Source organism: Desulfoglaeba alkanexedens ALDC (assembly GCF_005377625.1).
In the GTDB taxonomy this organism is placed as follows: domain Bacteria; phylum Desulfobacterota; class Syntrophobacteria; order Syntrophobacterales; family DSM-9756; genus Desulfoglaeba; species Desulfoglaeba alkanexedens.
This window is the reverse complement of the sequence record NZ_CP040098.1, coordinates 3,089,725-3,101,753: the sequence shown is the minus strand read 5'-3', so window position 1 is coordinate 3,101,753 and position 12,029 is coordinate 3,089,725. Positions and strand designations below refer to the sequence as shown.

Genomic DNA, 12,029 nt, shown 5'->3' with positions numbered 1-12,029 from the left:
CCGGCGCGATGACTTACTGACGCTCGTTCCGTGGCGCGCAGCGTCCCCCAATCTCTACCTTAACCGGATGGCAGAAGGTGCAGAGCCGGCAATTCCCGGAGTGGATCGCTTTAAGTCAAGAGCGGCCGAGAAAAGAGGGTCGTCGGCTTTGCGACAACGAAGTCCTCCAAGGATCGTTTTTGGGTGCGGATCTTTTAGAACGACACCCAGGGTGGACCCTCTGAGGTAGATCCAGATGGCCTTGAAGCAGCAAGCGCATCAACTCCGTTTCCCCTCGTTCCCAAGCTCCAGCTTGGGAACAAGAAGCAAAAGATCTGCACCCATCGTTTTTTCAAGCATTCACAGAGGCTCCGGAAACATGGAGATCCAACGGTTTGCGGCTGAGCCGAAGCACCGAAGGCGCTGTCGGCTCCAGCCTCTGCTTAGCCCGCCTTTGCCACACTTTAGGGCTTCCAGACCTCCCATACTCTCCCTACCAGCTCCGGACCAGGCTTGAGCGTGGTTTGACCCGGTTGCCAGCCTGACGGCGTTACCTCTCCTGTGGCATGCACGTGTTGGAACGCTTTGATTTGCCTGATCAACTCCTCAGGACTCCGACCCACCTCAGGGGTCAGCACTTCCATCGCTCGTATCACAAAGTCCGGGTCAATGATGAACCGACCGCGAATGTCTACCCCAGCCGCTTCATCATACACCCCATAAATTGTGCCTATCTTCCCACCAGCATCTTCGAGCAATGGGAACGGTACACCACCCTCGACCATTCTGGACAACTCTTGCTCCTGCCAAACCTTATGCACGAAGCGGCTGTCGGTGCTCATGGCCAGCACTTCTACCCCAAGTGCCTTAAGCTCGTCATAGCGGGCGGCGACCGCCGCCAATTCGGTCGGTCAAACAAAAGTAAAATCCCCCGGATAGAAGCAAAGGGCTATCCATTTACCTTTGTAATCGCTGAATTTGACAGGCTGCAAACCTACACCCTCGATGTAAGCGTTTGCTTCAAAGTCAATAGCTTCCTGACCGACTCTTGCTAACATCTTAACCTCCTTTAATGATAGAGTTTCCCTGGCTATGGCCGAGGGCTCAATGGTGGGCATAATCGGCCCACGTGCCGGCTTAACACAACCATCTTTCATTTCTGCCATCTTGATCTCCTCCTGGAATACGTCTTTTTATGGCGGGCTAGCTTGGTATTCCACTCAAATTCCAATGGGTGCAGATCTTTTGCTTCTTGTTCCCAAGCTCCGGCTTGGGAATACAACTGTGCAGAAGGTCCAGGTTCGGTTAGGCCGTTTCCAAGCCAGAGCTTGGGAACGAGGGGAAAGCCACTTCAAGATCCTGGCGAGCTCCCCAGAAAGATACCGCGTTTCAGCTGTAGCAGGAGGGAAGCTGGAGCTTCCCGGGCAGGGCGTTCCCAAGCTGGAGCTTGGGAACGAGGGAAAACGGAGCTGATGCGCTCGCTGCTTCAAGGCCATCTGGGTCTACCTCAGAGGGTCACCCTGGATGTCGTCCTAAAAGGTCCGCACCCATTTCCGATTATCCGGAACGGTTCCCTGTCAATTCATATAATTAATAATCATTACTATAGTAAACGCTCACTCCCTAGTCAAGGAAAAAATCCAAGCAGAAATCACCTGACCAGCATAAGGTTGCCAATGACCTGGCAGGTATGCCGAGTTTCTGCGCAAACGATAGCCGGCACCGGCAAAGCGCCAGCCACATTTGATTCGCTGGGTGCGGGAGCTTCTGGTCTTTGCGACGGACCATCGCGGATACACCTTCGAGCAGGCGCTGGACTTATTCCTGGCCGCCTTGGCAGAACGAACCGGCGTCAAGCCATGGCGGATCCGGCGGGCACAACGGTCGCGGTTCCTATCTATCGGTATCAATATCGAGCGGATTAGGGTAAATCCGGGACGGTACCACCGGCCGTGAAACATACGGAAACTGGTGAGCGTCTCGCTCCTTCTCGACGCGTCCATCAATCCAATGGGAGACTGGAAGCCGTCTCGGGTCCAGCGATTTCCCTTGCCCCCAGCGGCGGTTGGCCGAATGCCGTCACACTCCACACGCGCCCATAGATGAACGCGCCCGCAACGGCTGTGAAGGGCGCAACGGTCACCAGGCCGAAGCTTCCCACCAGGGTCTTCAGGATTTCCGAAGCCACATACACATGGTTCATGAGATTGACCACCGGCACTCCCTGAGCCATGAAGGTCATCAGGAGTGTCATGTAGCCTCCGGAGTAGGCCAGCAGCAGCGTCGTGGTCATTGTACCCACAACGGCGCGGCCCACCTTAAGCCCGGAAGAAAGGAGCCGGGAAAAGGTATAATCCGGCCGGGCGCGTGCCACTTCCTCCATGGCCGCGGCCACATCCATGGCCAGGTCCATGAGGGCCCCGGATGCCGCCACGAAAATGGCCGCCACGAAAAGCCGCGGAAGACTCAAATGGGCATATCCTGCGTACAGCATGGTTTCGGAAAAGGGCAGTACCGCCCCGTTGGTGTGGAAAAGCGGCACGAAGACCATGGCGAGAACGCAGCTGGTAATCACCCCCAGCATGGCCCCCAGGAAGGCGGTCAGACCGCGCCAAGTGAATCCCGCCACCATGAAGACGATCACTCCGGTGAGGAGCGACGTGCCGGCCAGGGCTACAGGGACGGGGTCCCAACCTTCCAGGAAGGCGGGGATCATGACTCTCCAGATGAAGACAGCGGAAAAGAGAAAGGATCCGATGGCCTTGGCCCCCGTCCAGCCGGCGAAGACCAAGAGCAACAGGCAAAAGAGCCCCAGTAAGCCGATTTCCCATCCGATGCGCCAATGGTCCTGGGCGGCGACAAAGACGATTTCCCCTTTGGGATTCAGAGACAAGACCAAGAGAGCTCGGTCTCCCGGCCGGAAGACCTTGTCGATGTCCATTCGCCCCAGCAACTGGTTCACGGCCTGGACCTGCCTGCCCTCGAAGGGGCCGTCTTCTATCTGGAGCATGAGAAGTTGGGAGCCCTTCCGGATCAGTCCGACTTGCTGAACCTGAGAATCGTCCACGGCAACAACCCGCCCGGCGCACCGAACCGCCTGGTCGTCCACGCGATCGCCATAGGACGACGGAAAGAGAAAACATGCCGCCGTAAGGCAGACGATGGCGCAAACCCCTGCCAGGCGACGTCTCCTAACGCCCGCCATGAGACCTCCTTTCCCCGAAAAGCACGCGCGGAGACGGTCCCGGCCGTCTCCGCCGCTTTGCACTGCATTTCTCTCAGACAAAAACAGGAAAGGATCAGGCCGCTTCGGCCATGTAGACCACCTGGGGCGTCAGGCCCATAACGGACATGGTCTTTTTGGCCAGATCCGTGTTGTCATAGTAGCCGTTAAAAAGCTCTGCTCCCACCCCAACGGCCGACGTGGTGACGGGCGCGCCCGTGTGCTGGAACGAAGTCCAGCCGAGCCCGGCGTTGTTGTTGAGTACATGGGTGAGGGTCACGGTGAGCGGGTCGTAGTCCCCATACAGGAGGTAGGTTTCGGGATCATCGGCCTTGATCCGTTCCGCCGCCATGGACCGTTCAAAAGCCTCTCGAAGCATGGCCTCCTGGTAGGGCTTTAGCACGAGCGGATCCGATTGGGGATCCCCGGTGAACTTCAATCCGAAATTGGCGGTGATAACGGGCTTGATCTTTTCGAAATCACAGTCGGCACCGCATTCCTGCCGGAACTGCTTCAACACCTCGTCGCTGAATTTCTGAAACGACACCTTCTGGTGCTTCAGCATGTTGAATTCCGTCTCGTACTTGGTTCCGGCAAATCCCAGGGTGAGCCCTCCGCATTCATGATCCCCCGTCACCACTATAAGCGTTTCCTGGGGATGTTTTTCATAGAAGTGAAAGGCCACCCGCACGGCTTCGTCCAACGCCAAGGTGTCTCTGATGGCGGCCACGCCATCGTTCGCATGGCATGCCCAGTCGATCTTTCCGCCTTCGACCATGAGGAAGAACCCCTGCGGGTTGTCGAGAAGCTCCACGGCCTTTTCGGTAAATTCGGCCAGGGAGATGTCTTCGGACCTTCGGTCGATCTCGTAGGGCATGGCGGCACTGTCCTGAAGCCACGGGTTGATGGCGATCACCTTGAGGCCGGGGGAGTTCTTCAGGGCCATGAAGTCCCGCTTGTTGTCCACCAGGGTATAGCCGGCCGAACGGGCCGCCTCCAGCACGTTACCCTGCGGCGCCTTGGACTTCTTGCCATCGGGATCCTTGAACCCGCCGCCGCCGAAGAAGTCGAAATCGCTTTTCACCAAGGCCATGCCGATTTCATGGTACATGCTCCGGGACGGAACGTGGGCATAGAAAGCCGCCGGCGTGGCATGATCGATACTCACGCTGGAAACGATGCCCACCTTCTTTCCCTGCTCTTTGGCCATCTCAGCCAGGGTCTTGACCGGCCTCAGGTTGGGATCCACACCCAAGTAACCGATCCTGCTCTTGGTTCCCGATGCCATGGCGGTACCCGCCGCCGCGGAATCTGTGATGAAGCGGTCGGCCGCAGCGGTAGTGGTCACCCCCTGGGCGGGAAAGGTATCCACGGTGAGGGGCTTTCCGGTGTACGCCGATGCGGCGGCCCGCTGGGGAATGCCCATGCCGTCCCCGATGAATAAGAAAATATATTTGGCCGTACGGGGATAGTCGTCGGCTGCCCAGAGCCCGCCTTGCGGCTGCAGGGCCGAAAGGGCCACGAGTCCGAACAAAACCAGCGCCTTTGCCACCTTTTTTGCTCGCACCATCTCAGTCCGCATCGTGCTCCTCCTTCCTTCCTTCCTACCCAATGTGTTCCCTGCTCTTTGCCGAAATGAAAGCACCCCATCGACTTTCTCAAGCGGGAATCACGATCGATCGCACCGTGTGCGAAAGCGCGTCGGAACCTCGCGTACTCAGCACGTGGTAAAGGGCCATGATGGACGCCTGGGAAAAGACATAGTTTCTGAGTTGATTGAACCGACGCCCCTTCAGATCCGCCTCCGACATGCCGTAGTCCTTTACGGCGATTCGCTCCATTTCTTCGATCACCCACTTGGCGGCCGGTACGGTCAGGACCCAGTCATGGTCCCCCAGGTGACAGACGAAATTTTCCATCCGCCGCGGCACCGGCAGCGTCTTGCCGTTCGAATCCAGCAGGCCCGCCTTCACGGGGTCCTTCCCGGTAAGGATCGCAGCGGCCTTGAGCCAGCACACCGCTCCTTCCTCATCCTTTGGAAAACCCGGATGATTGTGCGCACAAGCCTGGGCCACGCACACCTCGGCAGAAAGGCCGCGGTGCAGGCTTTCTGCAACGCTGTACACGTGGTGTTCGCCGGTGCCGGCCAGTTTCCGTTCCGTGCGGGATCCGCCGTCTTCCTGCCATTGAAGAACCCACGGTTTGTGCAGATCGTGGAGTAACTGGGAAGCGATCACCACATCGCGGTCGAGATTAAAGTCGAAAACCGTCTTGTAGTGTTCGTAGAGGCTGAGAGATACCATGGTGTTGACCGCTGTGTGGGTGACGAGCCCGCCCGGATAGGCATGATGGCTCTGGTAGCCGCTCCCCGGCCCCGCAAGGAAGGGCCACGGAGATTTGCGGGGATCTTCCACAGGAGGAAGAAACTGGTCGAAGGAAATCTCATCCACCGCCCCTTCCACCTGCAGCCGGTGGTACACCTCTTTGCGGTCCTTTTCTGAACTCAGCGGTTCGGTAAAGGTGGGAGCCGGATTGTCCAGAATTCCGAAAACAGCCTCTTGAAGGGAGGCGTTCCGGATTTCCGAGGCCGCCCGGCGAAGGAAGTTCCAGGATTGCATGACTATTTCCGATCGTTCGGCCATGTCCAGGGGACTCAAATCCAAGCACTCTTCCAGGACCACCGTCCTGAGTTGCGCGGCTGAGACCTTGGGCAGTGCCGCTTGCAGAGCCGCCACGCCTCCCGCCATGAGGCTCAGTTGAAGGAACTTCCGTCGTTCCATGAAGACGCCGCCGTTCACTACAACTCCTTCGCCGTAAAGAAAACGTGGTTGGACTGAGCCTCCGCCGCTCTTGCCGAGCCCTTGGGCTCAGGCGCCCTTGCCGAAAGCATCGCAAACCTGCCGCCGGCCGTAACGACGGAAGAGAGGCCGTATTTTTTAGTATGGATGACCGATTATATTGTTCACCGTTACGCAACTGTTTCACGAAGTTTAAAAGAAGGTGACACGCCTTGCCCTTAAGCAGGGCGACAAGCGCTTTGCCATCTTTACGGAATGCCCGGGGATCATGCGGCAAGATCTTTCAAACTCTCGGGGTCCCCGTTTCTCCCACCATCCGCCGGCCGGAAGGGGCATGAGGCCGAACTTCCCATCCTCACGGACCCGTAATGTCAAGAAAGATGAGCTGCAGTCCTTCACGCTGTCCTCTCGTTCGCGTAACGGTTGGGGAAAATCGCAGCGAGCCCCCTCTAAAAAAGTTCGACAACAGTTTTGGATGGCCATAATATCTGCGGCCGAGCGAAACTTAAAATGTTGGTAGCGTTCTAAAGTGGAGACCTTAAGCAAAAAGGTTAACGAAGGTCAAAAAATCCCCCCTCTCCCTTGATGGGAGAGGGTTGGGGTGAGGGTGAGAAAATTAATGTATGTCAATCAGTTACATTCCCCTCCCCTTAATCCCCTCCCACAAGGGGAGGGGAAACAGAATTCCCCTCGTTCCCAAGCTATGGCTTGGGAACGGCCTCAGCGAGGCTGGAGCTTCTGCACAGTTGTGTTCCCAAGCTGGAGCTTGGGAACAAGAAGCAAAAGATCTGCACCCATCATCGATGGACTTCAAATCCACGATCTTGAGACGTTTCCGTTGGAGGATACTGAAACACTGCTCGATTCTGAAACATCGGGCATACACTTTACCTGTGCGCGTATCGAAGGCGGCAAATAGATGAAACGCGCCATCGCGGCCGTATTCGTGCTCAACGTGCACCGGTTTTTCCGGCTTTGCCGGCTTGCAAGGATTCTTCGTGGACCTGTACTTAGATGCCTTCGAGGAGCTCATCGGCGCTTGGGAAAGAATCCTCGCAAGCGACGACGCCGCCGTGTACCGAAAATAGGTGAACGCAAGGCGGACCTGCTTGAGCCGTCACCTCCGCAGGGCCAAAGCCCTCTCTGAGAGCACCCGTCCAGAGGAGCTTTCGACCTTTGCCACATGGGCCCGCAAGGAACTTCAGCCGCTGGTCAAAATGGCCAACGCACCTCCCACCCTCGCGGGGAGTGGCGGGCTTTCTATGCAAGGCTGTGTCATCTCATCGGTCTTTACTGAGACAGCAAGAGCGCGGCGGGTACGTTTGCCCGCAGGCTCGAAAAAGAGATGGACACCCTGTTCACCTTCCTCGTGAACAAAGGGGTCGAGCCCACCAATAACTTCGCCGAACGCACGATCCGCTTTGGGGTCCTCTGGCGCAAAAGAAGCCAAGGCACGAAAAGCGACAAAGGTAACCGTTGGGTGGTGCGCATATTGCCCCTGCGGCAAACCTGCAGCCTGCACAAGATGTCCACCTTCTCGGTGCTTGTGCAGGCCTTCGATTCGTATTTCAAAGAGCAACACCCCGACCTCGACTGGATCACCCGTTTGGCGTAGCAACCCCTATCCTCTGATCAGATACGTTTGGACAACAGCCGTTTAAAGGAAAAGCGCCCTCTTATCGAAACTTTCTGAATTCACGCAAGAAAAATTATACCACATACAATCCTGATACCTACATTATAGCTCATTTCCCACAATCGCTACACTGCAGACGCTCATATGCGGGAATCCACCCAGATTGTGAGTAAGTCCTATTCTTGGATTTTTCACCTGTCTTTCTCCGGCCTTCCCCTGAAGCTGCTGATACTCCTCATAAAGCATCCTGAGACCCGATGCTCCAATCGGATGACCAAAACACTTCAACCCTCCATCGGTCTGGCAGGGTATTTTGCCATCCAGATCAAAAAAACCTGCCTCCACATCCTCTCTCGCCTTTCCTCTCGGGGATATCTGAAGATCCTCATATGTCACAAGCTCAGTAATAGAAAAACAGTCATGGACGTCCATCATACTTATCTCTTCCCGTGGGTTTGTTATCCCTGCTTCTTCATAAGCCCTGATTGCCGCGCGACATGTCGGCTCCACATGGGCGCCATCCCAGCTTCTATAACCCTCTTCCTCTCCAGAGGTTATAGCAATTTGAAGGGCCTTCACGTAAATGGGATCCTTCCTAAAATCCTTAGCCATATCAGCACGAACAACGATGGCTGCCGCCGCTCCATCGCTCACGCCACAGCAATCAAAAAGACCCAGCGGCCAGGCTATCATCGGCGCTTTCATGATTTGCTCAATAGAAACCTCTCTGCGCAGATGAGCCTTTGGGCAGAGCGTTCCATTGTGATGACTCTTTGACGATATATGCGCCAGAACCCTTTTGCCTTCCTCCGGTGAAAGGCCATAACGATTAAAATATTTGGTTGCCATCATGGCAAACGCACCCGGCGCCGTTAGGTTAGGCCCTATAACCCTTCTTTCTACGCCCATTAACTGCCCGAAATCAGGCAATCCGCCATACCCTGTATCCTTGAGCTTCTCCACGCCAAGAGCCAGAGCAATGTCGCAGGCGCCGGAGGCCACAGCATAACAGGCACCGCGAAATGCCTCAGTCCCCGATGCACAGAAATTTTCCGTTCTTGTTACAGGGAGAAAGGGCAGCTTTAAGGTTCTTGCCAACGGAAACCCGCCTTTGCCAACATTGACTTCATCAACACAACTGCTGAACCAGGCGGCATCTATGTGCTTCTTCTCTATACCGGCATCTTCCATTGCCTCTTTATATGCATCAACTATCAAATCAGAAGCACTTTTATCCCATAATTCGCCAAATTTTGTGCAACCCATCCCTATTATAGCAACCTTGTTCTTTATCCCTTTTGCCATCCTATACCTCCTTATGACATACTTAAAACAAGTCAAAGCAAGGTGCTTGGATTTAACATCACTGACTTGTGATTTATGATTTTCTATTTAACCGGTACAGCCTTCCAGAAATAACCGTAATGCCCTCTCTGTGGATCGGCATATTTCTTGCGAAAGCTCATGAAAACGGGCATTCCAACCTTTAGAGAACCAAGTTCGCAATCTGTAAATTCAAGAAATATCCTCCCACCGTCTCCAAAATCAACGGAACCGTAAATTTGGGGCGGATCCCAGCAAAAGGCCAGATTATCTCCGGTATAAGAATTGACAGTCCCTGTCTTATCGGAAAAATGGTAATCTTCCATCTGATCAACAGCGCCGCAATCAGGATTTACACACACCCTGTGTCTCGGATACTGAGGGGTGCCGCATACCTTGCATCTCGAGCCGACAAGGGCTGAAATGGTCCTGCCCTCTCGCCAGAGAACAGACATTGCCGTAGGGGGAATTTCCTCACCTCGAATCCCCGCCTCTATGGGTATAATATTTTTGAAAACAAGATATTTCCCATAAATGGGAAGGGCTTCTTTCTCGGAAAGGCAACCTTTGATGCCCTTCCTTCCCTTTTTTACTTTCTCTATCTCATCAGTTACCTCAAAATAGATCGCATCACTACCATTGCCATAGCTGATAACCATAATCTTATCTCCGGGTTTTGCCTCTTCAAGCGCCGCCACAAACATCATAAAAGGCAATGCTGACCCCGAATCGCCAACGTTTGACATCATGTTATCCTGAATCTGCTCAGGTTTTGCACCTAAAGTCTTAACCAGTCCGACAAACGCAGCCTGTACAGGACAGGCGATTACAATCTTGGCAAAGTCTTTTATGTCCAAACCGTAGTTCCTGAGCAGCCCGAAGGCGGCCTCGGGTATAATCTTTCCATAACCTTCATCCCGAATCCATCTCGCCTCCCATTCATGCCCAAACTTTTCCTGCGGCAGACGCCGATAATCAATAAAATCACGCGAAACCGAAAAAGAGCCCTTAAACTCCGCAACAACCCCATCATTCCCTACCAATAGAGCTGCTGCACCATCTCCAAATGTATACTCCTGAGCACTGCCAGGCTTCCCCACCCTTGAATCAGCGGCACAAACCATTATATTGCCCCCGGCATCTGCCGCATCAAAGGCCGAAAGAAGAGCCGTGGTGCCGGATCTGAGCGAACCACCGAAATCCGCTGTCCGTAATTTGGAGGAACAATTAAGGGCATCCGAAACAATCACTGCATTTTGCCTCTCGGCAAATGGAAGAGATACAGAAGCCAAATACACACCATCGACTTCCTTCCTATCCCTGCCATTGAGGCAGTCGGTGGCCGCTGCAACAGCCATTGTAATAGTGTCCTCATCATAATTTGCAACGGCCTTTTCTCCCCTTGCCACACTTGCATTCGCCGGATTGAACCACCCAAACTGATCAAAAATCACCTTCCGATTCATCCTATACCGGGGAATGTAAGCACCATAAGACGTAATACCTGCCATAGTTCAATCCTCCTTGTTTTATAGTTCATTCTTGACCAAGACGGCCTTGGTTCAACGGGAATTGGAATTTTCCCCTTGAAAATAAGCTAAGAGTTTGTCCGAGAATGTGGCTTGGAATTCGAGCCATACATAATTCATAAGCAAACATGTCGGGTGAAACTACCGTAACGAGAAAGTCTTTGCTCGCGGATGGGGGATGTCGTGCATAAGCAGTCTCTGAAAAGGCATTCAAAAAGGAGCAAGCTGCCTCTTGAGGCAGCCTGCTCCATCATCTGCCCCTGCTCGAAATGGATACCCCTCACCACGGCCCTCACAATTTTCAGGAAGTTGTGAGCAGCGCTCATCAGGGCAAACTCGCCCTTGACCTTTTCCAGACCCCGCAGGCGTAGACCTCGAAACCCAAGATTTTTCATGTGCCCAAAGACGGGTCCCGCAAACGCCTTGCGTCTGCGATAGGCTTCCCGCGCTTTCGGTTCACTCATCTTGCGTGCCATTGCTTGACGCAAGTGCTCGTAGTTATCGATTTTGACGGTTCGAGGGCGACCAGACTTCGAACGGCAACACCGGGGCTGGGTTTCACACTGTCGGCAGGCTTGAGCCTCGGCCTGATAAAGCTTTGTCCCGTCTTTGCTCACTTGGCAGCACTCCAACCGATGGCCCCCAGGATAGAGAAAAATTTCATTCCATTTATCGCACACGAATTCCGATTTGTCTATCCTCTTCTACCGTATATTTCGCTCTTTGAAAAACTTTATTTTATAATTTTTACATGAAAATAGAAGATTCACCAATAATGCCGATTGCTTATTGTGCCATGTTTTTGGGCTTTACCCCACTGCCCCGTATCGCGAATTTTCATCCTTCGTTCTGCCCGTGCCCGGGCATGGGGGTTAGTCAGCAATTCCCGTAGCCCCTGTAAAGGTTTGAAAAGCGGGGCTTGAAGGATTTTGTTTTCGCAAACCCGCGGGGTCGTTTCGGGCTCCGACAAGATCCGACTTCGCAAGCATCTGAATGCAGATGGCTCTGGTGAGGGCGGTGCGCCGTGAGTTCGAAAAGATCCCCGATCCCCGAAAGGGCAGGCCGCAGATCTCCTTTGCGGATGCGGCCATGAGCGCCTTCGCCATGTTTTCTTTGAAGGATCCCTCTCATCCGGCCTTTGAGAAACGCTGGTCGGCTCGGGATCACAACCTGCACGCGCTCTACCACACCTTCTATATTGAAGTTGAACGGGGGTGAGGTATGTCCGAAAACAGATCGAAGCCGGGCGACCGTAGCCTTACCACAGATTTTGAAATACTAGCTCCTGAAAAAAAAATCATGAAGAATTAAAAATTTGTCCCAGAATAGGTTTTACTGGCTTTTTGTAGGAACCGGCTTGCCGGCGACCAGGGATTCGGATTGCTGTCCTTTCTTTGTCAGATAGGCTGCCGGTGGTATCTTGAAGCCGACCTTGGTACGAAAGCCCTTGATGGACGACCAAGATTCCAAAAGAGTGACATCAACGGATATGCACGAACTATATTTGGTTTTTGCAACACTCTGTTAGGGTGACCGTAACA

At 54.1% G+C, this 12,029-nt stretch carries 9 protein-coding genes and 1 pseudogene; 3 read left to right on the top strand and 7 right to left on the bottom strand.

What is annotated here, in order from left to right; translation table 11 throughout:
• Positions 1-443 precede the first annotated feature (443 nt).
• Positions 444-1,145, bottom strand: coding sequence for a thioredoxin-dependent peroxiredoxin (prxU, locus tag FDQ92_RS13970; protein WP_137425459.1), 702 nt, complete (start codon positions 1,143-1,145; stop codon positions 444-446).
• A 577-nt stretch (positions 1,146-1,722) separates the two neighbouring features.
• Here prxU and FDQ92_RS13965 point away from each other — a divergent pair.
• Positions 1,723-1,935 (top strand): hypothetical protein, encoded by a 213-nt coding sequence (locus FDQ92_RS13965; RefSeq protein ID WP_137425458.1) that lies wholly within the window; start codon positions 1,723-1,725, stop codon positions 1,933-1,935.
• Between the two features lie 46 nt (positions 1,936-1,981).
• Here FDQ92_RS13965 and FDQ92_RS13960 read toward each other — a convergent pair whose 3' ends face one another.
• The 3 genes from FDQ92_RS13960 to FDQ92_RS13950 form a co-directional block, all read right to left on the bottom strand.
• Positions 1,982-3,184: a YibE/F family protein gene (locus tag FDQ92_RS13960; RefSeq protein WP_137425457.1), complete on the bottom strand. Its 1,203-nt coding sequence runs from the start codon at positions 3,182-3,184 to the stop codon at positions 1,982-1,984.
• Positions 3,185-3,278: 94 nt separating this feature from the next.
• Positions 3,279-4,784: an alkaline phosphatase gene (locus tag FDQ92_RS13955; protein WP_211341292.1), complete on the bottom strand. Its 1,506-nt coding sequence runs from the start codon at positions 4,782-4,784 to the stop codon at positions 3,279-3,281.
• A 76-nt stretch (positions 4,785-4,860) separates the two neighbouring features.
• Positions 4,861-6,000: a hypothetical protein gene (locus FDQ92_RS13950; protein WP_211341291.1), complete on the bottom strand. Its 1,140-nt coding sequence runs from the start codon at positions 5,998-6,000 to the stop codon at positions 4,861-4,863.
• A gap of 1,315 nt (positions 6,001-7,315) precedes the next feature.
• On the opposite strand from FDQ92_RS13950, the pseudogene FDQ92_RS13945 reads away from it, so the two are divergent.
• Positions 7,316-7,615 (top strand): annotated as a pseudogene (locus FDQ92_RS13945) (IS66 family transposase); the annotation flags it as partial.
• A 123-nt stretch (positions 7,616-7,738) separates the two neighbouring features.
• Here FDQ92_RS13945 and FDQ92_RS13940 read toward each other — a convergent pair.
• The 3 genes from FDQ92_RS13940 to FDQ92_RS13930 form a co-directional block, all read right to left on the bottom strand.
• Positions 7,739-8,941 (bottom strand): acetyl-CoA acetyltransferase, encoded by a 1,203-nt coding sequence (locus FDQ92_RS13940; protein WP_137425455.1) that lies wholly within the window; start codon positions 8,939-8,941, stop codon positions 7,739-7,741.
• An 83-nt stretch (positions 8,942-9,024) separates the two neighbouring features.
• Positions 9,025-10,470, bottom strand: coding sequence for a hydroxymethylglutaryl-CoA synthase family protein (locus tag FDQ92_RS13935; RefSeq protein ID WP_137425454.1), 1,446 nt, complete (start codon positions 10,468-10,470; stop codon positions 9,025-9,027).
• 134 nt (positions 10,471-10,604) lie between these two features.
• Positions 10,605-11,105: a transposase gene (locus FDQ92_RS13930; protein ID WP_170180382.1), complete on the bottom strand. Its 501-nt coding sequence runs from the start codon at positions 11,103-11,105 to the stop codon at positions 10,605-10,607.
• A gap of 382 nt (positions 11,106-11,487) precedes the next feature.
• Here FDQ92_RS13930 and FDQ92_RS13925 point away from each other — a divergent pair, with 382 nt between their 5' ends.
• Positions 11,488-11,706 (top strand): hypothetical protein, encoded by a 219-nt coding sequence (locus FDQ92_RS13925; protein WP_170180381.1) that lies wholly within the window; start codon positions 11,488-11,490, stop codon positions 11,704-11,706.
• Positions 11,707-12,029 lie beyond the last annotated feature (323 nt).

Excerpts from the sequence above, each read along its gene's own strand:
- FDQ92_RS13940 (WP_137425455.1), bottom strand. The coding sequence starts at position 8,941 with ATGGCAAAAGGGATAAAGAACAAGGTTGCTATAATAGGGATGGGTTGC.
- FDQ92_RS13955 (WP_211341292.1), bottom strand. The coding sequence starts at position 4,784 with ATGCGGACTGAGATGGTGCGAGCAAAAAAGGTGGCAAAGGCGCTGGTT.
- FDQ92_RS13925 (WP_170180381.1), top strand. The coding sequence starts at position 11,488 with ATGGCTCTGGTGAGGGCGGTGCGCCGTGAGTTCGAAAAGATCCCCGAT.
- FDQ92_RS13935 (WP_137425454.1), bottom strand. The coding sequence starts at position 10,470 with ATGGCAGGTATTACGTCTTATGGTGCTTACATTCCCCGGTATAGGATG.
- FDQ92_RS13960 (WP_137425457.1), bottom strand. The coding sequence starts at position 3,184 with ATGGCGGGCGTTAGGAGACGTCGCCTGGCAGGGGTTTGCGCCATCGTC.